The following is a 20506-nucleotide window of genomic DNA, read 5'->3' on the forward strand; positions in this document are numbered from 1 at the left end:
GACAAGGAATTCCCCGGCGGCGCCCGCCACTCGTCGAACTTGACGTAGTCGTGTCGGCGGTGACTTCGGGGAGTTGACGCAGTACGGGGCAGCGCTCCCGAGTCCGGCATTAATACCCCCGGGATTCGCACTATCTCTGCGAAGCCCTTGAAAGGGGGTAGCACCATGAATGGTCGCCTGGTCATAACAGATCTGGCTCCCGTCATCAGCGGCGGATCGCATGCCGCGAAAGCAGTTGTCGGGGAACACGTCCCCGTTTCCGCGACGATCTGGCGCGAGGGTCACGACGCCCTCGCCGCCCACGTTCTGGTGGGACCGGTGACGAGCGAGAACGTCCCGGACCGCACTCGGGACCACGCTCAGGAACGCACCCGGGACCACGCTCAGGACCGCGTCGCCGTCCCGATGAGGCTCGTCAACGCCGGCCTGGACCGCTGGCAGGCCGACGTCGTGCCCGACCGCGAGGGCCTGTGGTCCTTCCAGGTGGTGGCCTGGGGCGATCCGTGGGCCACGTGGCGCCACGCCGTCGACGCCAAGACCGCCGCCCGCGTCCCGCTCGACCTCCTCGCCAACGACCTGGAGAAGGGCGCCCTGCTCCTGGACCGCCTCGCGGCCCAGACGGGCGAGAGCCGCCCGGCCAGGGCCGCGCGCCGCCTGCGCGACGCCGAACTGCCGCTCGCCGAGCGGCTCCGTGAGGCCACCGGGGAGGCCATGGCCGCGCTCGTCGCACGCCACCCGCTGCGGGACCTGGTGACCGAGGGCCCCGTCCACCACCTCTACGTCGACCGCGAGCGGGCCCTGTTCGGCTCCTGGTACGAGATGTTCCCCCGCTCCACCGGCGGCACCGACGCCGACGGCGGGCCCGTCCACGGCACCTTCGCCACGGCCGCCGCCGACCTGCCGCGCATCGCGGCCATGGGGTTCGACGTCGTCTACCTGCCGCCCATCCACCCCATCGGCCACACCGGCCGCAAGGGGAGGAACAACACCCTCGTCGCCGGCCCCGACGACGTCGGCTCGCCCTGGGCGATCGGCTCCGCCGACGGCGGCCACGACGCCGTCCACCCACGCCTCGGCACCCTCGCCGACTTCGACGCCTTCGTCGCCGCCGCCCGCGACCTCGGCCTGGAGATCGCGCTCGACCTGGCGTTGCAGGCGTCACCCGACCACCCGTGGACCCGCGAGCACCCGGAGTGGTTCACCCGCCAGCCCGACGGCACCATCGCGTACGCCGAGAACCCACCCAAGCGGTACGAGGACATCTACCCGCTGAACTTCGACAACGACCCGGAGGGCCTGTACGCCGAGATCCTGCGGATCGTCCGCCTCTGGGCGGCGCACGGCGTTCGGATCTTCCGCGTCGACAACCCCCACACCAAGCCGCCGGCCTTCTGGCACCGGCTGATCTGGGAGGTGAAGTCCACCGACCCGGACGTCCTCTTCCTCGCCGAGGCGTTCACCCGCCCCGCCGTGCTCCAGGGCCTGGCGAAGGCCGGCTTCACCCAGTCGTACACCTACTTCACCTGGCGCACCGGGAAGGAGGAGCTGACCGAGTACGCCACGGAGCTGGCCGCCGGCGCCGACTTCCTGCGGCCGAACCTCTTCGTCAACACCCCGGACATCCTCCACGCGTCGCTCCAGCAGGGCGGCCCGGCGATGTTCGCGCTGCGCGCCGCGCTCGCCGCGACGCTCTCCCCGACGTGGGGCGTGTACTCGGGCTACGAGCTGTACGAGCACCGCCCGCTGCGCCAGGGCAGCGAGGAGTACCTCAACTCCGAGAAGTACGAGCTCAGGCCGCGCGACCACGCCTCCGCCGTGGCGCACGGCCGCTCGCTGGCGCCGTGGCTGACGCGGCTGAACGCGCTCCGCCGCGCCCACCCCGCGCTGCGGCAGCTGCGCCGCATCACGTTCCTGGACGTCGACCACGACGCGCTGCTCGCGTACGTGAAGACGGACCCGGCGACGGGCGAGGCGGTGCTCTGCCTCGTCACCCTCGACCCGCACGAGCCCGTGGAGGCGACCGTGCGGGGCATCCCGGCCGCGATGGGCGCGGCCGTCGACGACCGGCTGCTGCTCCGCGACGAGCTCGGAGGCGGGGTGGTGGCCCTCTTCGGCGACACCGCGCACGTGCGGCTCGACCCGCGCCAGGCGGTGGCCCAGATCCTGGTGAGGGCCTCATGAGTACCCGCGACAACAGCACACGGACCGACGCCAACGCCGCCACCGCCGCCGGGACCGCCGCGACCGCCGGCCCCACGGCAGCCGTGAGGCGCCCGGTCGACCACGCCCGCCGCCGCCCCCTCGTCGGCTCCGAGCCGGACTGGTTCAAGCGGGCCGTCTTCTACGAGGTGCTCGTCCGCTCCTACAACGACAGCGACGGCGACGGCGTCGGCGACCTCCCCGGCCTGACCGAACGCCTCGACTACCTCGCCTGGCTGGGCGTCGACTGCCTGTGGCTGCCCCCGTTCTACGCCTCCCCGCTGCGCGACGGCGGCTACGACGTCAGCGACTACCGCGCCGTGCTCCCGGAGTTCGGCACCATCGACGACTTCGTCGCCCTGCTGGACGCCGCCCACGCCCGTGGCATCCGGGTCATCACCGACATGGTCATGAACCACACCTCCGACGCCCACCCGTGGTTCCAGGCCTCCCGCCGCGACCCCGAGGGCCCGTACGGCGACTTCTACGTCTGGGCCGACGACGACTCCGGCTACGCCGACGCGCGGATCATCTTCGTCGACACCGAGACCTCCAACTGGACCCTCGACCCCGAGCGCGGCCAGTACTACTGGCACCGGTTCTTCTCCCACCAGCCCGACCTGAACTACGAGAACCCCCGCGTGCACGACGCGATGCTCGACGCCCTCCGGTTCTGGCTGGACCTCGGCATCGACGGGTTCCGCCTCGACGCCGTGCCGTACCTCTTCGAGGAGGAGGGCACCGACTGCGAGAACCTGCCGCAGACCCACGGCTTCCTGAGGACGGTCCGCAAGATCGTCGACGACGAGTACCCCGGCCGCGTGCTGCTCGCGGAGGCCAACCAGTGGCCCGAGGACGCCGTCGCGTACTTCGGCGGCGAGCCGGGCCTGCCGGAGCTGCCGGGCGACGAGTGCCACATGGCGTTCCACTTCCCGCTCATGCCGCGCGTCTTCATGGCACTGCGCCAGGAGACCGCCGCGCCCATCGCCGAGGCGCTCGCCGCCACGCCGGCCATCCCCGAGAACGCCCAGTGGGGGATCTTCCTGCGCAACCACGACGAGCTGAGCCTGGAGATGGTCACCGACGAGGAGCGGGCGTACATGTACCAGCAGTACGCGCCGCACCCGCGGATGCGGGCCAACATCGGCATCCGCCGCCGGCTCGCCCCGCTGCTGGGCAACGAGCGGGGGCGGCTGGAGCTCGCCACCGCGCTGCTGCTGTCGATGCCGGGCTCGCCGGTCCTGTACTACGGCGACGAGATCGGCATGGGTGACAACATCTGGCTGCCGGACCGCGACGCGGTCCGCACGCCGATGCAGTGGCGGGCCGAGCCGGGCGCCGGCTTCTCCACCGCCGACCCCGAGCTGCTGCCGCTGCCGGTGGTCAGCAGCCCCGGGTACGAGCCGGCGTCGGTCAACGTCGCGGCGCAGATGACGGATCCCGGATCGTTGCTGCACTTCACGCGGCGGGTCCTGGGGATCCGGCGGCGTCACCCGGCGTTCGGCGAGGGCTCGTTCGAGGCGCTGGCGGCCTCGGACGACGCCGTGCTGGCGTACGCCCGCGACCACGTGGCGGCCGACGGCCGGCGCGACCGGGTGGTGTGCGTGAACAACCTCGCCGCCACCGCCAGGTCCGTCACCGTGACGCTGCCCGAAAGCCTGGGCCGGGGCCCGGGCCTGGGTGGATGCCTGCTGGTGGACGAGCTGACCGGCGAGGAGCGCGAGGCGCGCGCCGAGCTGCGGTTGGAACTGCCGGGGCACGCGGTGCGCTGGTTCACCGTCGTCCCCGCGGAGGAGGTCCCGTGAGCCGGCCGCGACTCCCCTCGATCCCACCGGCGCTGCTGGGCGACTGGCTGGCGCGGCAACGGTGGTACGCCGGCCCGACCGGCACGGCGGCCACGACGGCGACCACGGCCACAACGGCCACAACGGCCACAACGGCCACCGTGGTGGCGGCCGAGCCGTTCACCGACCGCGGCGACGGGTTCCTCGCCACGGTCAGGGTCGGCCCGAACGGCGGCGACACGTATCTCCTGCCGTTGGGCGTCAGCGACCGGCCGGTGCCGCCCGAGGCGGTGATCGCCGCCGCCGGCACCCTGCCCGAGCTGGGCGACGGCAACGCCACCCTCCACGACGCCCTGGCCGATCCGCCGCTCGTCGCCGCCCTCGTCGCGCGCGCCGCGCCGGGCCTGGCGCTCGCGGCCGGCGACCGGCTCGCGGTCCGGCCGCTGGGCGTGGAGCAGAGCAACAGCTCCGTCGTGGTCGACGAGCGGTACCTGTTGAAGGTCTTCCGCAGGCTGCTGCCGGGCGCGGGCCGCGACCTCGCGCTCCACCGCGCGCTGGCCGAGGCCGGCAGCCCGCACGTGCCGCCGCTGCTCGGCGCGATCGAGGACGAGGCGGGGGCCACCCTTGCCACGCTTCAGCGCTACCTGCCCGACGCGGTCGACGGCTGGGCGCTCGCGCTCGACCACGCCCGGGAGGACCGCGACATGCGGCGGGAGGCCCGAGCCCTGGGCGCCGCCGTCGCGGCCGTCCACCGCGAGCTGGCTGCGGCCGGCGGGCGGACGCGGCTGTGGCCGCCGGACCTGCGGCGGCTGTCCCGAGGACTCGTGGCCCGGCTGGACCGGGCGCTCACGTCGGCGCCGCAGCTGGCGCCGTACGCGCCGCGGCTGCGGGCGGTGTTCGAGGCCGTGGGCCGCGCGACGCCGCGGCACGCCCGGCCGACGGCGCAGCTGATCCACGGCGACCTGCACCTGGGGCAGACGCTGCGGACGGCCGAGGGCTGGCTGGTCATCGACTTCGAGGGGGAGCCGCTGGCCACCCCCGAGGAGCGCGACCGGCCGGACTCGCCGCTGCGCGACCTGGCCGGCATGCTCCGCTCGTTCGACTACGCGGCCCACCACCACCGCTCCGCCGACGGACGTGACCGCGAGGGAGACGAGACCGGCGTGGGCGACGATGCCCGTGAGGCCGACGATGCCGAACGGGCCACCCGGTGGGCGGCCCGCCACCAGCGGGCGTTCCTCGCCGGCTACGCGTCGGGCGCGTCGGGTTCCCCGGGCGCGACGCGCGGCGGCGAGGACACCCGGCTGCTCACGGCGTACGTGCTGGACAAGGCCGTCTACGAGGTGGCCTACGAGGTGCGGCACCGGCCCGGCTGGGCGTGGCTGCCGCTGCGGGCTCTCGACCGCCTGCTGGCGGCGGTGCCCTCGGCCCCCACCCGGCCTGACCGGTCGGACCCGCACGACGGGCCTGACCGGCCGGACCCACACGAGGTGACCGCCGCCTAGGAACGGCCCAGCGCCGTTCCCTTCGCTCCGGACCTCAGCCGCGGAACCCGCGGCTCACGCCCGCCGCGGCCTCCTCGTCGCGCCCGCTCCCCTGGAGCGCGGCGAGGAGGTCGCCGCTGCCGTGGGGGTTGAGGCGCGGCAACACCTGCTCCCTGGCGATGGCGGGGAGCAGCGCCCGCCACAGGATCGCCAGGCGGCTGACGAGGTCGGCGCCCTCGCAGAGCACCTGGGAGAGCAGGTGGATCCCGGTGAAGCAGCCGACGACCAGGTGCGCGCAGTCGCCGGGCTCGGTGTCGGGGGTCAGCTCGCCGGCCTGGGCCGCCTGCACGAGGTGGGTGCGGCAGACCTCGTGCCACCACAGGTAGAGGCTGGGGTCGGCCCCTCCCATGGCGCGCTGTTCCGCGGTCAGACGGAAGCTGGCCCTCAGCACGGGGTCGGTGCCGAGCTGCCGGGCGACGCCCTGGGTCACGTCGATGACCGTCTGGGTGTGGAGACCGGTGTTGGTCAACACCAGCGAACGCTTCTGTTCCTCCATGACGCCCCTGGCCAATGCCTCCTTCGACTCGAAGTGGAAATACAGAGCCCCCTTGGTGACCCGGGCGGCCTTCAGAATGTCGGCGATGCTGGCCGACGAGAAGCCCTCCCGGTCGAAGACGGTCGCGGCGGCCCTCAGTACGCGGCGCCTCGTACGCAGCGCGCGTTCTTGCATGGTCAACCTAACCTTCCCCCTAGCATTCCCGTGCCGAAATCGGCACCCAAATACGTCAGCGATCCTAGAGGTTCGCGACACCGACGCAGAATGACGAAGCCCCGTTTCCCCGCGGTTGTTCAGGGAAACGGGGCTTCGCATGCGCGACTTCGCGTGGTCAATCCGCGTTGACGTGGCGCCGCCGCGGCAGTCCCACCACCGCGACGACCAGCCCGACGGCGGCCATCAGCGCCGCGCCGAGGAACGCGTTCTGGTAGGCGTCCAGCATGTGGGCAGGCTTGCCCCCCTCGCCGGCCGAGGCGGTGATGACGCCCGCCAGCACGGCCGTTCCGAGCCCGGCGCCGATGGCGTACGCGGCCGAGCACAGGCCGGCGGCCACGCCCTGGTGGCGGTCGGCGACGCCGCTGACACCGCCGATGTTCGCGGCGTTGAGGACCGTGCCGCACGCCACGCCGTGCGCCACCAGACACGGCAGCAGCAGCGTCAGGTACCGGTCCTCCTGTCCCACCAGCACGAACATGCCGAGCGAGGCGACCTGGAGGACGAGGCCGACCACGGCGACGACCCGCACGCCGAAGGCGTTGACCAGGCGGGGGGTGAGGAAGCGGGCGGTGAGGAAGACCGTGAGGCCGAGCGGCAGGATGCCGAGCGCGATCCGCATCGCGGAGTAGTCCAGCACCTCCTGGAGGTAGAGCACGACGGTGAACTGCCAGCCCAGCGCGGCGGCGGCGTGGGTGAGCGCGACCAGGTAGGAGGCGGAGCGGACCCGGGAGCCGAAGATCGCCAGGGGCAGCATCGGGGAGCGGTGGCGCCTCTCGATGACGACGAAGACGAGGAGCAGTACGGGGGCCAGCACGAGGGGGAGCATCGTTGCCCCGGCTGCCCAGCCGATCTCGGGGGCCTGGATGACGCCGAGGACGAGGAGGAAGAGCGCGGCGGTGACGACGAACGCGCCGCCCGGGTCGTAGGAACGGCGGGCGCCGGAGCCAGGGGCCTTGGCCGCGTCAGCGTCGACGGCGGCCGGCACCAGGGCCAGCAGGGCGAGGCCCAGCAGCCCGGGGATGAAGAAGACCAGGCGCCAGTTCACCTCGGTCAGCAGCCCGGAGGCGACCAGTCCGGTGCTCCACCCGAGGCCGCCGGTGGCGCCGTAGATCGACAACGCCCGGTTCCGCTCCCGTCCCTCGGCGAACTGGGTGGTGATGATGGAGAACGCGGCGGGTGCCGTGAACGCCGCGGCCGCGCCCTTGAGGAAACGGGAGACGATGAGCGGCTCGGGCGCGGTCATCAGACCGCCGAGCAGGCTGGCCAGGATGAAGACGGCGAGGCCGACCACGAGCACCCGGCGCCGGCCGAGGACGTCGGCCGCCTTGCCGCCCAGCAGCAGGAAGCCGCCGAAGGCGAGCGTGTAGCCGGAGACCAGCCACTGTAAGGCGCCGGTCTCCATCGACAGGTCGTCCTGGATGCTGGGCAGGGCGACACCGACCGTGGAGTTGTCCAACGCGTCGAGGAAGAACACCGCGCACGTGACCAGGAGGGTCAGGCCCTGGCGGCGGCGCCGCGTGGCGCCCGGGCTCGGGGATGGACCCGGGCGTGGGCTCGGGCTCGCGCTCGCGCTCGCGCTCGCCGGGAGGTCTTTGCTGAGGGTCATCGATCCTCATTTCTCTTCCGGTCTTTCCCGGCCGTTTCGGGGCAGGGAGAATTCATGGGAGGCATGCGAGGAAACGGGCCGCCGATCGGTGCGGTCCGTCACAGTCACTGACGAGTATTACGCCGAGCGCTCCCGTTCCCACGGCGCCGCCGGGTTCTCGCGACCACTTCGTGCAGTTAACGCTGAGGCGCCCGTGCACGCCCCCCGGGAACAGAAACGGAAGGCCAGGGAAGGCCAGGGAAGGCCGCAGAAGAGCGCACCGGTCCGCACCAGTCCGCAGAATCGCTCGGAACCGCGCGGTACCGCGCGGAACCAGCTCAGGCCACGATTCCGGCGATTTCTCTGACGGTGCGGGAGAACTCCCTGATGGTCGCCGTCTCGCCGTCCTTCAGCCAGGCCAGCGCCACGCGCATCGGCTCGGCGTCGGCGAGCGCGACCCAGCAGATGTCGGGGCGGACGTAGTACCGGGACATGCTGGCGGGGGCGAAGCAGATCGCCTCGCCGGCCGCGACGAGTTCGAGCATCTCCTCGACGTTGTCGTTGGTCGGGCCCCAGCGCGGCGACGAGCCGTCGGGGCGCGGGTTGACCGCCCACCAGTCGACCCAGGCGCGCGGGGCCTTCTCCGTCCAGGTCAGCGGCTCGTCGCGGACGTCGTCGAGGGTGACGTGGTCGCGCGTGGCGAGCGGGTGGCCCACGGGGAAGCCGGCCACGCGCGGCTCGACGCGGACGATGCTGGTCCGCAGGTCGGTGAGGTCGGCCGGCAGCCAGATGAACGCCACGTCGGCGCGCCCGTCGTGGAGAGCGGCCACCTCCGCCCCCCAGTCGAAACGGCGCGGCTCGACGCGGACCTCGGGGTGGCGGCGGGCGAACTCGGCGCGCGCACGGGTGGTCAACTCCCCCGCGCCGCTCGCCTCGAAGCCGATCCGCAGCAGCCGCCCGCCAAGCCCCTGGCGGTGCCGGTCGGCGGCCTCCCTGACCCGGTCCGCCTGGGCCACGGCGCGGCGCGCCGCCGCGACGACGTCGGTCCCGGCGTCCGTGGCGGTCACGCCGCCGGGGTGACGGTCGAAGAGCCGGACCTTGAGCTCGGACTCCAGGGACTTCAGCGCGTAGGACAGCGTCGGCTGGCTCACGTGGAGTGCCTCGGCGGCCCGGCCCAGGTTCCCCGTCTCCGCGATCGCGACGAGATAGCGCAGCTGACGCAGCTCCATACCAGCGATCATAAGTGTCGTCTATGACACGAGTGAATCTCTCACTTGGACAGCCGTCCCGCCCGGGTGCGACAACTGGCAGGGCGCGCACGGGAGTCAGCCCTCGGCCCGACACCCCGGCCGCGCCCCGACCCACATCCCGACCCGGCATCCGCGACCCGCGTCCCGTCCGACGTGTTCGCGTTCACTCATGGAGGCACGACCGTGACCGCCACCCCACCCACCCCCGACTCCGAGACCGGCTCCCTCGCCCCCTCCCGGCCCGCGTCCGGCAAGGTCTGGTTGATCACCGGGGCCTCCTCCGGCTTCGGTCGGGCCCTCGCCGAGGCGGCCCTGGCCGCCGGCGACACGGTGGTGGCGACCGCCCGCCGCCCCGAGGCCGTCCACGACCTGGTCGTCGCCCATCCGGACCGCGTCGCCGCCGTCCAACTCGACGTCACCGACCACGCCCGCCTCGCCGACGTCGTCGCCGAGGTCGTCCTCTGGTACGGCCGCATCGACGTGCTGGTGAACAACGCCGGTCACGGCCAGGTCGGCGCCGTCGAGGAGACCACCGAGCGCGAGCTGCGCGAGATCATGGACCTGCACTTCTTCGGCCCCGCCGCGCTGGTCCGCGCCGTGCTGCCGCACATGCGGGCGCAGAAGTCCGGCGCGATCGTGCAGATGAGCAGCTTCGGCGGCCAGGTGGCCTATCCCGGCTTCTCCGCGTACTGCGCGTCGAAGTTCGCGCTGGAGGGCCTGTCGGAGTCGCTGCGGCAGGAGGTGGAGCCGCACGGCGTCAAGGTGATGATCGTCGAGCCGGGCGCGTTCAGGACCAGCTTCTCCGGCGCGGGCCTGCACCAGTCGGCGGCGATGGACGCCTACGCCGAGACGGTCGGGCCGATCCGCGAGTTCATCACGGGCATCGACGGCACCCAGCCGGGCGACCCGGCGAAGGCCGCGGCGGCGATCATCGCCGCGCTGGAGAGCGACAGGACCCCGCTGCGGCTGGCGCTCGGCAACGACGCCTTCGACGGCCTGGTCGAGCACCTCGACGCGGTGCGCGAGGAGCTTCTGGCCTGGGAGTCCGTCGCCCGCGACGTCAACTTCCCCGACGAGGGGAACACCGACGACGGGAACACCGACGAAGGGAAGTGACGCCCTGACAGGCCGTCGGGCCCGTCCTCCACCGGCGGAGAGGACGGGCCCGACGGGCCCGACGGGCACGGCACCGCAGGAACCGGAGCCGTTGTGTGGGGGGACCTCGCGAGGTGCGGGACTACGCGGGGAGCGCCCGCAGGATCTCCGAGGGGTCGGTGTACGACTTCCACCGCACGATCCTGCCGTCGCGCACCGTCAGCCACTGGATGAACTCGATCTCGAAGACGCGTCCCGTCTCCTTGACGGTCGACCTCTCGTAGATCACGCCCATCGCGTTCTCGCCGTCCACCACGAGCGTGACGAGCTCCTCGTGGTTGACGTCCACGATGCTGGAGAAGATCCGGAAGGTCTCCATCACCTCGTCGACACCCTGGTAGGTGCCGATCCACGGCATGGCGTCGTTGTAGCCGGGCACCACCGCGTAGTTGATCCACTCGACGTCGTCGGCCAGGCAGCCGAGCGCCCGGTCGATGTCGCCGGTGGTCAGGCCCTCGAACCAGTTCTCGGCGACCTCGCGGGTCGTCGGGACCGGCGGGCGGGACGGGGTTGCGAAACGGGTCATGCGGGTGTCTCCTTCTCGTTCTTCCGGTCCGTCACCGGCCCTGCGGGCCGATGATCCAGTTCTGGCGCACCGTGAGGCTGTGCAGGTACCGCTCGTTGACGAAGGTCCGCAGGTCGGCGTCGACGAGGGCCTGCTGCGGCGTCTGCCGGGCCGCGCGGAGCGCGGCCGCGTTGTCGAACCACAGGTGGTGGGCGGCGTCGAACGGCGGCTCGCTCAGCGCGTACCAGGAGTCCCGCGTGAAGGACTGGTGGTAGCGGCGCAGGCCGGGCAGCTCGGTGACGAGCGGCGCGTGGGCGCGCCGGCTGTGCTGACGGAACTCCTTGACGGTCATGCCCTCGCGCCGCTTGGCCAGCATCACGAGCTTCACGCCGGGCTGGACGGCGGTGTCCGCCACCCCGGGGACGACGACCTCGGTGTCGGTGTCCAGCACGACGGTCCGCCAGAACGCGGCCCAGCGCGGCTCGTCGAGGCGGGCGCCCTCAAGGAACTCCGGGGTCTGGAGCGAGGCGAGCTGCTCCTCCTCGTTGGCGAGCCAGATCTCGGCGATGCCGCTCCACAGCGGTGCCTCCCGCTCGGTGTCCTCGCCCGGTTCGGGAATGCGGGTGTCGACGGCGTAGCGCCTGATCTGCGGGATCTTCGCGGCGTAACGGACGGCGTGCACGTCGACCCAGTACCGCTGGAACTCCTCCTCCGTCATTCCCGGCCTGGGCGCGGCGAATATGAGCTGGTGGATCACGGCCGTTCTTCCCTTCTCCTCGTGTCCTCGTGGACCGGCTCAGACGCGGTAGCGGGCCTTCACGTCCTCGGCGAATCCGAGGTAGTCGCGCAGGGGCCAGACCTCCTCGAACTCGAGGTACTCGCGCATCGGGAGGCGGCCGAGCGCCTCACGGTCCAGTTCCTCGGCGCTGGGCGAGTCGACGATGGCGATGACGCGCTTCTGTGCCGCGACCTTCCACAGGCCGATGCAGTATTCGGAGTCGAGGGTTTCCTGGGCGTGCTTCGCCTCCTCCTCCTCGACCTCCCACAGTTCGTCGAGCGAGATCCGGCCCTCGTGGTTCCAGCGCATCTGGACGTAGAACAGCATGGCGGTGCTTCCTTTCGCTTGCGTGGGATTCGGCGGCGCGGGACGTCCCGTTCGGATGTCCCGGCAGGCGTTGTCGTCTGTTCGCGGACTCGTCGCGGGTCGGCGTTCCTCCCGCTCGGCGGAGCCCGGGTGAGTGACGCGTGGGGGAGGGCGTTCACGCGCCAGTGGCCGGCGTCGCGCCCGTCGTCGGCGTCTCCGTCGCCGCGGCCAGGTCGCGGACCATCGGGTGGTCGGGGCCGAAGGTCTCCTCGGCGATCTCCAGGGCGGTCCTGCCGTCGTGGCCCAGCAACTCGGTGCGGGCCCCCGCGGCCAGCAGCACCCGGCCGCACTCCTCGAAGCCGTGCCACATGGCGTCGTGGAGCGGCGTGTACCCGTTGGTCGCGCCCTGGAAGTCGATGTCGACCCCGGGGGTCTCGACGAGGATCCGGGTGATGTCGGCGTGGCCGTTGTAGACGGCCTTGTGCAGGGGGACGGCGCCGAAGGTCGGCTCGGTGGCGTTGACGTCGGCGCCCGCGTCGATCAGCAGCCGCACGATCTCGGTGTGGCCGTCGCGGGCGGCCACCAGCAGGGGCGTGTGCAGGTCGTTGAAGCCGTTGAGGACCGGGAAGCGCTCGTCGACGTCGACGCCGCTGGCCAGCAGCGTGCGCACGACCTCGGCGCGGCCCTCGGTCACGGCGGTCATGAGCCGCTGCCGCCGGCCGCGCTCCTCGTCGGCGGCGGTACGCGCCTTCAGCAGCTGCTCGGCGGCCAGCAGCCGGTCCTTGCCGTGGACGTTCACGTTGAGCGCGTACTCGAAGTGCTCGCGCAGCGAGAAGCCGTAGTGGGTGGCGAGGTTCAGGCCGGCGTTCCGGTCCAGCAGGTAGGCCACGATGTCGGGCCACTTGTACCAGAGCGCGTCGATCAGCGGCGTGTGGCCGGTGGTGGGCGCGACGGCGTCGACGAAGGCCCCGGCCGTGACCAGCAGCCTGACGGTGTCGAGGTCGCCGCGCTGCACCGCCTTGTGGAGCGCCGTGCCGCCGGCGCGGCTGTCGGTGGAGTGGATGTCGGCACCAGCCTCCACCAGGGCCGCGACGACGGGGGCGTCGCCCGTGCCGGCGGCGGTCTGGAGGACGGTCAGGCCGGTCTCCTCGTCGCGGTGGTTGGGGTCGGCGCCGTGGCGCAGCAGCAGCGTGACCTGGTGGACGTCGCCCTCGCGCACCGCCGCCAGCAGGCGCGCCGGCAGCTCGGAGCGGAAGACGGCCACCTCGTCGGCGCTGTCGGAGAGCACCCGCCAGCGGCGGATGAGGCCGTCGTCGTCCAGCGTCAGCAGGGCCGAGTACTCGAAGCCTGCCTCGGCGCCGGTCGTCCGGTGCCGAATCCGCTGGGGGACGGTGGCGAGGACACGTCGGTTCTCGACCAGCACCTCGCGCGGCTCGTCGGTGGCGACGTCGACGCAGTCGGCGCGCCGCCGGAAGGCGCTGGCGACGGCGTCCTTTCCGCGCCACACCCCCACGTCGGGAAGTATCGCGTTCTGTTCGGTGACGGGAAACTCGACGACGATCTCCGGCGAGAGCGCGTCCAGCACACCCGGCAGGTTCTCGGACGCGATGTCGGCGAAGAGCGTGTAGATGACGGCACGGGTGTGGTCCGCTGTGTTCATGGAAACTCCGAGGGGAATTCTGGGGCGATGCCGGGAGGGTTCCGGACGGATGCCGGGAGGCGATGCCGGAATGACGGAACGCCGGGTGTCCGAATGCCGGGTTGCCGGGCCGACATCACCGAGTAAAGCCGGGCGGCCCGTCCGCGGAACAGCGAAGCGCGGAATCCCACGGAGTTCTGTGCAACTTGACGAAGTCGCGCCGACGACGTCGTGGCGTTGACGAAGTCGTCGCGCGCGGCGCGGCGTGGCCGGGTGTCCGGGATGGCCGGCCGGCGGCCCGCGAGCCACCGAAAGAGGCACTGCCAGTACCAGTAATAGCCGTACTCGTACGGGAGCGCCGCACATGGTCCGGTCTGTCAGCCCTCCCTGCGACACTCGAACACCATGAGCACCACGCGAAACGAACTGGCCGGATTCCTCCGTTCACGACGCCACAGGACCCGGCCCGAGGACCACGGCCTGGCCGTGGGTCGTCGCCGTTCGGCCGGGCTGCGCCGCGCCGAGGTCGCCCATCTGGCCGGCATCAGCGTCGACTACTACATCCGCCTGGAGCAGGGCAAGGTCGGTCGGCCCTCCTCCACGGTGCTCGACGCCCTGGCGCGTGCCCTGCGCATGAGCGCCGACGAGCGGGAGCATCTCTACCTGCTGGCCCGCGCCGAGAGCCCGCGGCGACGGATCACGGCGGAGCGGGTTCGCCCCAGCGTCCACCGCCTGCTGGAGGTGCTTCATCCCGCGCCCGCCTACGTCGTCGGACGCCGCATGGACCTGCTGGCGTGGAACGAGACGGGCGCGGCGCTGCTGGCCGAGGACCTCCCCGGCCCGTCGTGGAAGCAGTCGAACCTGCTGTGGCACCTCTTATGCTCCCCGCACGCCCGGACGCTCCACGTCGACTGGGAGACGGCGGCGCGCCAGGGCGTCGCCCACCTCCGGGCCGCGGCCGGGCGGTACCCCGACGACCCGGGCATCGCCTCGCTGGTCGGCGAGCTGTCCCTCCGGAGCGGCGAGTTCCGCACCTGGTGGGCGCGGCACGACGTGCAGGACCACGGCAGCGGGCGGAAGGAGTTCGACCATCCGCTGGTGGGCAGGCTCAGCCTCGACTACGAGTCGCTGCGGCTGGCCGACGGGCCCGACCAGCACCTGGTGACGTACACCGCGCCGTCGGGGAGCCCCTCGCTGCGAGCGCTCGAACGCCTCGCGGCCCTGGCCCGGGAGCGATCGGGATCGACGGCCCGCGTGTGAACTCCAGGAAAACTACTGGACCGTCATGCGGTTTTATTTCTTCCCAACAAAGGACAGCGTGCGCTGCGATCGGCAATGTAGTAGACCGGTGGTCAGAATGTTGAATGTCCGTGTCCTGTCATTCGCGGGGCGAACTCCCGCAACTACGTTAGGTCCCGCTTGCCCGTTACCCCAGGGGGTGATGAAACATGAGGCGAGTACCCCGACCAGCGAGCCCCCCGGGGGTGTGAGAGACAATGCTTGCGAATGACGTTGTTCCCATCATGGCCCGCGATTCTCTGGCCTCGTACGCCAACGAGGTCTTCCGAGCCATCCCCCGCGTCGATCAACGGAGGTGGGCGGAGGTCTATCTGAGGGGCCTCCTGTCAGTGGAGGGTAAGAAATCGGTGAGGAAGATAGCCGAGAACATACTCTCCGCCCCGGCGCACCAGTCGCTCCAACAGTTCATCAACCAGAGCCCGTGGCGCTGGGCGCCCGTGCGGGCAGGGCTCGCCCGGTACCTCCAGGGCGTGGAACCGCCGCGTGCGTGGCTGGTCAACCGCGTCGTCATCCCGAAGCGCGGCGACCGCTCGGTCGGCGTGGAGCGGCAGTTCCTTCCGGAGGCGGGACGGACGGTGAACTGCCAGCTCGGGCTCGCGGTCTCGCTGGTCGGCGCCACCTCCAACGTCCCCGTGAACTGGCGGATCCTCCTGCCACGCACGTGGGACAGCCCGGCGACGCGGAAGGCCGCCCACATCCCCGACCACGTGGAGATCAGGCCGGAGTGGCGGGAGACGGCCGCGATGGTGCGGGAGATGTCGGAGCGGTGGGGGCTGCGGCAGGTGCCGGTGGTGGCGAACGCGCGGCACCTGGGCCGGGCCAACGAGCTGGTCGCGGAGCTGTCCTCCTGCGGCGTCCCGTTCGTCCTGGAGGTCGGCGAGTCCCTGGGGATGTCGGGGGCGGCCCACCTGCTGCCGCGGCGGCCCCCGCACTCCAGCCTGCCGCGTCGCTCCCTGGAGCGGGTCCTCACCGCCCGTGCCTCCTTACACCCCCTCACCGGCCAGCCGCGGGAGCAGCAGTGCCAGGAGCGTCAGCGGCAGAAGCAGGCCCTGACCCAGCGGAACCACACGCTGGCCCCCGTCGCGCCCGCTCCACGGCGTTCGTTCGTCCGTTCCTCCATGACCCGGATTCCCGCGACCAACGGCTCGCCACCCCGCGTCGCACGACTCCTCACGGAAATCAGCTCCAGCGGTGAGGCCACACGCTTCTGGATCACCAGTCTGATGGACCACCGAATTGACGACATCATGTCACTGGCTCGGTTGGATTCCAGAACCCGTGAGGACATGCAGAACCTGGAACAGCACTTCGGCCTGCGTGACTTCGAGGGCCGCTCGTTCCGGGGTTGGCACCACCACATGACGATGGTCTCGGCGGCTTACATCTTCGCGAACGTCGGATGGCGAGCACCGGCGATGTGCGCGAGCTGACCCGGCTCCCTCTCTTCCTCCTCGTCCCTCCGGTCGAGAAATCCCCGGCCGAGGGACGGATCCGAGGCTGCCGGCCCCGTGAGGACCAATCCACTCACCCACCGGGGCCGGTTCCGCCAGACGACGGCACGCGGAACACCAGCCTCCAACCCCAGCCGTGCGCGCCGGCACCGCCGGCACGGCCAGCACCGCCAGCACCGCCGGCGCCGTCAGTGCAGGAACTTCAGGCCCACCACGCCGGCCACGATGAGCGCGAGACACAGCAGCCGCGCGGCGGTGGCGGGCTCGTTCTGGACGACCATGCCGTACAGGGCGGTGACGACGGCCCCGATGCCCACCCAGATCGCGTACCCCGTCCCGATGGGGATGGAGCGCATCGCGTAGGCCAGCCCCGCCATGCTCGCCGCCAGCGCGACGAGGAACAGGGTGCTGGGCCAGAGGCGGGAGAAGCCGCGGGACGCGTCGAGGGCGGCTGCCCAGACGGCTTCGAGGACTCCTGAGACGACGAGGACGACCCACGCCATGACGACGAACCTCCCAGACGAGAAGGGGCGACTGCTGTCCTACGTCGTCTTGTCCTGCCGGGTACGACGTACTCGTCCGGGACGGCCCGCGCGGCGGGGCGTCGCTTTCGAACGTAGCACGCGGCCGACTGTGGGTGGCCCCTGTTAGGTTCGCCACGTGGCGACAGAACAGGTGACCGAGCGCGATCTCACGGTAGACGACGGGCGAACCTTGCACGTGTACGACACGGGCGCGGCAGACGGCGGCGGCCGGCTCGCCGTGGTCTGGCACCACGGCACGCCCAACATCGGCGCGCCACCCCGGCCGCTCTTCGCCGCCGCCGCCCGGCTGGGCCTGCGGTGGGTGTCGTACGACCGCCCCGGGTACGGCGGCTCCACGCCGCTCCCCGGGCGGGACGTCGCGTCGGCCGCCGCCGACGTCGCGCACGTCGCCGACGCGCTCGGCCTCGACCGCTTCGCGGTGGTGGGGCACTCGGGCGGCGGCCCGCACGCCCTGGCGTGCGCCGCGCTGCTGCCCGACCGCGTGGCCGCCGCCGTCAGCGTGGCCGGCCTCGCGCCGTACCCGACCGCTGCGACCGGTGACGCGGAAGGGTTCGACTGGTTCGCGGGCATGTACGACGGCGGCGTCGCGTCGCTGCGGGCCGCCGTGGCCGGGCGGGAGGCGAAGGAGCGGCACGAGGCGACGGCCGTGTACGACCCGGAGATGTTCACCCCGGACGACCACGAGGCGCTGGCGGGGCGGTGGGCCTGGCTGACGAGGGTCGTCGTGCCGGCCGTCGAGGCGGGGCCGGCGGCGTTGGTCGACGACGACCTCGCGTACGTCTCCCCCTGGGGCTTCGACCCCGCGCGGATCACCGTTCCCACGCTGCTTCTCCACGGCGAACGGGACCGCGTCGTGCCCAGCTCACACGGGCGGTGGCTGGCCGACCGCTGCCCGACGGCGGAGCTGCGCCTGAGCGCGGAGGACGGGCACCTCTCCGTTCTCGACGGGACCGAGGCGGCGCTGGAGTGGCTGCGGAAGGTGGCGGGACGAGGATGACCGGGGACGACACACCTTTCGACACGCCTTTCGACACGCCCCTGACAGCGAGCCTGCGGCGGGCCGTCGCCGCCGCGCCCGACGACGTGCCGCTGCGGCTGCACCTGGCGCGGCTGCTGCTGGACGCCGGGCGGGGCCCGGAGGCGGTGGTGGAGGTGGCCGCCGCGCTGCAACGGGCGCCGGAGGACCGTGAGGCGCGGGCGTTGATGACGGAGGCGGTCGGCGGCGGCCCGGCCACGCGGGACGCACCGGAGGACCAGCGGCGTTCTCCCAGGCCCGGGCCGGGTCCCGGTCCCGGGCCGGCGGGCTTCGACTGGGCGCGGGCCGAGAGCGAGGTGAGGGACGTCTCGCCGCCGCCCCCCTTCGTCACCGGCCCCGAGCCCACCAGCCCGCCCGCCGTCCCGCCCGCCGACCCACCACCCCACCAACGGCCGCGCGCGCCCCTCGCCGCGGACGGCTCGGGCGACGCCGGCGACGTCCCCGCCTGGGACGTCGAGCCCGCCGGTGAGCTGCGGCTGGCGGACGTCGGCGGCATGCGGGCGGTCAAGGAACGGCTGGAGGCCGCGTTCCTCGCCCCGCTGCGCAACCCCGAGCTGCGCCGCCTGTTCCACAAGAGCCTCCGTGGCGGCCTGCTGCTCTACGGCCCGCCCGGCTGCGGCAAGACCTTCCTCGCCCGCGCCGTCGCCGGCGAGCTGGGCGCGCGGTTCATCAACGTCGCGATCAACGACGTGCTGGACATGTGGGCGGGCTCCTCCGAGCGGAACCTCAACGGCATCTTCACCACGGCCCGCCGCCACGCGCCCTGCGTCGTCTTCCTCGACGAGCTCGACGCGCTGGGCGGCAAGCGCAGCCGCATCCACCACGGCCCCATGCGCAACACCGTCAACCAGCTCCTCACCGAGCTCGACGGCGTCTCCTCCGCCTCGGACAACGAGGGCGTCTTCGTCCTCGCCGCGACCAACAGCCCCTGGGACGTGGACGCCGCGCTGCGCCGCCCCGGCCGCCTGGACCGGACGCTGCTGGTGCTGCCGCCCGACGAGGAGGCCCGCGAGACGATCCTGCGCTACCACCTCCGCGACCGGCCCGTCGCCGGCGTCGACCTCGGCCGGCTGGCCCGCCGCACCGACGGCTTCTCCGGCGCCGACCTCGCCCACGTCTGCGAGACCGCCGCCGAGCACGCGCTGTTGGACTCCGTCCGCGACGGCCGGCCCCGCATGATCGGGATGCCCGACCTGTTGGCCTCGGCGAGGGAGGTGCGGCCCTCCACCGACGCCTGGTTCGCGACCGCCCGCAACGTCGCGCTCTTCTCCAACGAGGGCGGCACCTACGACGAGCTGCTGGCGTACCTCAAGCGCAGGAAGCTCGTCTGAACGGATGACGGGGCTTCTCGCCACGGGCGAACGGCGTGCAGGGACGAACGGCGTGAGCGGATGAGTGCCGCCGGGGGGCGGGCGACCCCGGTCCGCAGGGCGGAGATGCTGGCCTCGGCCGGCCGCCCGGCGGAGGCGATCGCGCTGCTGACACGCCACCTCGCGAGCGAACCCGACGACGCCGCCGCCTGGTTCCTGCTGGCGCACTGCCAGCTGAGCGTCGGCCGCCGGCTCCGCCGCGAGGCCCCGCCCGGCGGGCGGGAGGGCGCGGACATGACGCGGGAGGCCCGCCGCGCCGCCGCGGAGGGGCACAGGTCCGCGCTGCGCGCCGTCGAGCTGAGGCCGCACAAGGCCGCCACCCACCGCCTCCTCGCCAACGCCCTGCTGGACGTCGGCGAGGTCGACGCCGCGCTCGCCGCGGCCCGGGAGGCGACGCGGCTGGCGCCCCAGGCGTGGCGCGAGCTGTGGACGCTCGGCCGGATGATGATGGAGTCCGCGGCCCGGGAACGCGATCCGGAACGCCGCCGCGCCGGCCTGGAGGAGGCGTTGGACGTCGCGGAGCGGAGCGCGCGGGCCGCGCCGCCCGAGGACCCCACCCCCCACAAGCTCACGGTGAACATCCTCGAACGCCTGGGCCGGCACGCCGAGGCCGCCGAGACGTGGGAGCGCGTCGTCGCGGCGGACCCGACCAGCGCCGAGGCCCACGACATCCACGTCCAGCTGCGGGAGCGGGTGGGCGGGTCGACGGTGGCGGAGCGGCTGCGCACGCTCGTCGCGCGGGTGGCCGAGTCGCCGGGCGACTGGTCGGCGCGGCACGCCCTCGACGTGCAGACGCACCGTCTGCTGCGCCGGCTGCGGCTGGTCGCGCTGGTCGCGCTCGGCGTCGTCGCGCTCGGGCGGCCGCTCGGGGTGGGTGTGGGGGTCGGCCTGGCCGTGGGCCTGGCGGTCGGCGTGACGGCGGCGCTGCGCGGGCCAGGGCGGCTGCCGCGCGGGGTGTGGCGCGGGATGCGGCGGCTGTGCCTGCGGGTGCCGGTGGTGGCGCTGGCCCCGGCGGCGGCCCTGTGGTGTCTCGGGTGCGCCTTCGTGATCGCGCTGGTGCCGTTGGACGGCGAGGAGGTGGCGGCGGTGGTGGAGGCCGGGGCGGTTCCCGCGCTCGTCACGGTCGGCGTCGACGCGTGGTGGCGGCGCCGGCAGGCCGCTCGGGTGCGGCGCGGGCGGCTCGACACGCGCGACTGGTACGGCGCGCGGCCACGCCCGCGCCGGCCCCACGGATGACGCCCGACCGGCCATCCCGTCTCCTCCCACCGGACGTCCGACGCCGCGTCGTCGGCCACCCGACGCCGCCCCACCGGCCGTCCCACGCCGCCTCGTTGGCGGCCCGAGGCCG

General features: G+C 72.9%; 17 protein-coding genes and 1 riboswitch. Of the genes, 9 read left to right on the forward strand and 8 right to left on the reverse strand.

Features of this window, described 5'->3' with window-relative positions; genetic code table 11:
• Positions 1–165 precede the first annotated feature (165 nt).
• Genes ACTWP5_RS01520 through ACTWP5_RS01530 form a run of 3 tightly spaced genes read left to right on the forward strand, consistent with a single transcriptional unit; the run spans position 166 to position 5488 of the window.
• Positions 166–2181: a maltotransferase domain-containing protein gene (locus ACTWP5_RS01520; protein ID WP_443218798.1), complete on the forward strand. Its 2016-nt coding sequence runs from the start codon at positions 166–168 to the stop codon at positions 2179–2181.
• Positions 2178–4004 carry a maltose alpha-D-glucosyltransferase gene (gene treS / locus ACTWP5_RS01525; RefSeq protein ID WP_443218799.1) on the forward strand — a complete coding sequence of 609 codons (1827 nt, stop codon included), beginning with the start codon at positions 2178–2180 and terminating at the stop codon, positions 4002–4004. The genes ACTWP5_RS01520 and treS overlap by 4 nt, the downstream gene beginning before the upstream one ends.
• On the forward strand, positions 4001–5488 hold the full coding sequence (locus tag ACTWP5_RS01530; RefSeq protein WP_443218800.1) for a maltokinase N-terminal cap-like domain-containing protein: 1488 nt from the start codon (positions 4001–4003) through the stop codon (positions 5486–5488). The genes treS and ACTWP5_RS01530 overlap by 4 nt, the downstream gene beginning before the upstream one ends.
• 34 nt (positions 5489–5522) lie before the next feature.
• On the opposite strand, the gene ACTWP5_RS01535 is transcribed toward ACTWP5_RS01530, so the two are convergent.
• The 3 genes from ACTWP5_RS01535 to ACTWP5_RS01545 form a co-directional block, all read right to left on the reverse strand.
• Entirely contained in the window at positions 5523–6197 is a 675-nt protein-coding gene (locus ACTWP5_RS01535; protein ID WP_443218801.1) for a ScbR family autoregulator-binding transcription factor, read from the reverse strand.
• Between the two features lie 157 nt (positions 6198–6354).
• Entirely contained in the window at positions 6355–7845 is a 1491-nt protein-coding gene (locus ACTWP5_RS01540) for an MFS transporter (protein WP_443218802.1), read from the reverse strand.
• 317 nt (positions 7846–8162) lie between these two features.
• Positions 8163–9053 carry a LysR family transcriptional regulator gene (locus tag ACTWP5_RS01545; protein ID WP_443218803.1) on the reverse strand — a complete coding sequence of 297 codons (891 nt, stop codon included), beginning with the start codon at positions 9051–9053 and terminating at the stop codon, positions 8163–8165.
• Between the two features lie 204 nt (positions 9054–9257).
• Here ACTWP5_RS01545 and ACTWP5_RS01550 point away from each other — a divergent pair, with 204 nt between their 5' ends.
• Positions 9258–10190 (forward strand): oxidoreductase, encoded by a 933-nt coding sequence (locus ACTWP5_RS01550; RefSeq protein ID WP_443218804.1) that lies wholly within the window; start codon positions 9258–9260, stop codon positions 10188–10190.
• Between the two features lie 121 nt (positions 10191–10311).
• On the opposite strand, the gene ACTWP5_RS01555 is transcribed toward ACTWP5_RS01550, so the two are convergent.
• The 4 genes from ACTWP5_RS01555 to ACTWP5_RS01570 form a co-directional block, all read right to left on the reverse strand.
• Complete coding sequence (locus ACTWP5_RS01555; RefSeq protein WP_443218805.1) at positions 10312–10755, reverse strand: nuclear transport factor 2 family protein; 444 nt, start codon at positions 10753–10755, stop codon at positions 10312–10314.
• A gap of 31 nt (positions 10756–10786) precedes the next feature.
• Positions 10787–11491: an EthD domain-containing protein gene (locus ACTWP5_RS01560; protein ID WP_443218806.1), complete on the reverse strand. Its 705-nt coding sequence runs from the start codon at positions 11489–11491 to the stop codon at positions 10787–10789.
• 39 nt (positions 11492–11530) lie between these two features.
• A complete protein-coding gene (locus ACTWP5_RS01565; RefSeq protein WP_443218807.1) occupies positions 11531–11839 on the reverse strand; it encodes a muconolactone Delta-isomerase family protein in 309 nt (102 codons plus the stop codon).
• Positions 11840–11993: 154 nt separating this feature from the next.
• The gene (locus ACTWP5_RS01570) at positions 11994–13478 is read right to left on the reverse strand and encodes an ankyrin repeat domain-containing protein (protein ID WP_443218808.1); all 1485 of its coding nucleotides are present in this window, start codon (positions 13476–13478) and stop codon (positions 11994–11996) included.
• 384 nt (positions 13479–13862) lie between these two features.
• On the opposite strand from ACTWP5_RS01570, the gene ACTWP5_RS01575 reads away from it, so the two are divergent.
• Together ACTWP5_RS01575 and ACTWP5_RS01580 are read left to right on the forward strand one after the other, a co-directional pair.
• Positions 13863–14717, forward strand: coding sequence for a helix-turn-helix domain-containing protein (locus ACTWP5_RS01575; RefSeq protein ID WP_443218809.1), 855 nt, complete (start codon positions 13863–13865; stop codon positions 14715–14717).
• Positions 14718–14980: 263 nt separating this feature from the next.
• Positions 14981–16186, forward strand: coding sequence for an IS701 family transposase (locus ACTWP5_RS01580; protein WP_443218810.1), 1206 nt, complete (start codon positions 14981–14983; stop codon positions 16184–16186).
• 209 nt (positions 16187–16395) lie between these two features.
• On the opposite strand, the gene ACTWP5_RS01585 is transcribed toward ACTWP5_RS01580, so the two are convergent.
• Entirely contained in the window at positions 16396–16710 is a 315-nt protein-coding gene (locus ACTWP5_RS01585) for a DMT family transporter (protein ID WP_443218811.1), read from the reverse strand.
• Between the two features lie 38 nt (positions 16711–16748).
• Positions 16749–16813: riboswitch (guanidine-III (ykkC-III) riboswitch) on the reverse strand.
• Positions 16814–16867: 54 nt separating this feature from the next.
• Between ACTWP5_RS01585 and ACTWP5_RS01590 the strand changes: the two genes are divergently transcribed.
• Genes ACTWP5_RS01590 through ACTWP5_RS01600 form a run of 3 tightly spaced genes read left to right on the forward strand, consistent with a single transcriptional unit; the run spans position 16868 to position 20394 of the window.
• Complete coding sequence (locus ACTWP5_RS01590) at positions 16868–17749, forward strand: alpha/beta fold hydrolase (protein WP_443218812.1); 882 nt, start codon at positions 16868–16870, stop codon at positions 17747–17749.
• Positions 17746–19119, forward strand: coding sequence for an ATP-binding protein (locus ACTWP5_RS01595; protein WP_443218813.1), 1374 nt, complete (start codon positions 17746–17748; stop codon positions 19117–19119). The genes ACTWP5_RS01590 and ACTWP5_RS01595 overlap by 4 nt, the downstream gene beginning before the upstream one ends.
• A 60-nt stretch (positions 19120–19179) precedes the next feature.
• The gene (locus tag ACTWP5_RS01600) at positions 19180–20394 is read left to right on the forward strand and encodes a tetratricopeptide repeat protein (protein ID WP_443218814.1); all 1215 of its coding nucleotides are present in this window, start codon (positions 19180–19182) and stop codon (positions 20392–20394) included.
• Positions 20395–20506 lie beyond the last annotated feature (112 nt).

Origin of the sequence: Streptomyces sp. 4N509B, from assembly GCF_052245655.1 — a bacterium.
Classification (GTDB): domain Bacteria; phylum Actinomycetota; class Actinomycetes; order Streptomycetales; family Streptomycetaceae; genus Streptomyces.

Coding starts and splice junctions, on each gene's coding strand:
- ACTWP5_RS01520 (WP_443218798.1), top strand. CDS start 166: ATGAATGGTCGCCTGGTCATAACAGATCTGGCTCCCGTCATCAGCGGC.
- treS (WP_443218799.1), top strand. CDS start 2,178: ATGAGTACCCGCGACAACAGCACACGGACCGACGCCAACGCCGCCACC.
- ACTWP5_RS01535 (WP_443218801.1), bottom strand. CDS start 6,197: ATGCAAGAACGCGCGCTGCGTACGAGGCGCCGCGTACTGAGGGCCGCC.
- ACTWP5_RS01540 (WP_443218802.1), bottom strand. CDS start 7,845: ATGACCCTCAGCAAAGACCTCCCGGCGAGCGCGAGCGCGAGCGCGAGC.
- ACTWP5_RS01545 (WP_443218803.1), bottom strand. CDS start 9,053: ATGGAGCTGCGTCAGCTGCGCTATCTCGTCGCGATCGCGGAGACGGGG.
- ACTWP5_RS01555 (WP_443218805.1), bottom strand. CDS start 10,755: ATGACCCGTTTCGCAACCCCGTCCCGCCCGCCGGTCCCGACGACCCGC.
- ACTWP5_RS01565 (WP_443218807.1), bottom strand. CDS start 11,839: ATGCTGTTCTACGTCCAGATGCGCTGGAACCACGAGGGCCGGATCTCG.
- ACTWP5_RS01570 (WP_443218808.1), bottom strand. CDS start 13,478: ATGAACACAGCGGACCACACCCGTGCCGTCATCTACACGCTCTTCGCC.
- ACTWP5_RS01575 (WP_443218809.1), top strand. CDS start 13,863: ATGAGCACCACGCGAAACGAACTGGCCGGATTCCTCCGTTCACGACGC.
- ACTWP5_RS01580 (WP_443218810.1), top strand. CDS start 14,981: ATGGCCCGCGATTCTCTGGCCTCGTACGCCAACGAGGTCTTCCGAGCC.
- ACTWP5_RS01585 (WP_443218811.1), bottom strand. CDS start 16,710: ATGGCGTGGGTCGTCCTCGTCGTCTCAGGAGTCCTCGAAGCCGTCTGG.
- ACTWP5_RS01595 (WP_443218813.1), top strand. CDS start 17,746: ATGACCGGGGACGACACACCTTTCGACACGCCTTTCGACACGCCCCTG.
- ACTWP5_RS01600 (WP_443218814.1), top strand. CDS start 19,180: ATGAGTGCCGCCGGGGGGCGGGCGACCCCGGTCCGCAGGGCGGAGATG.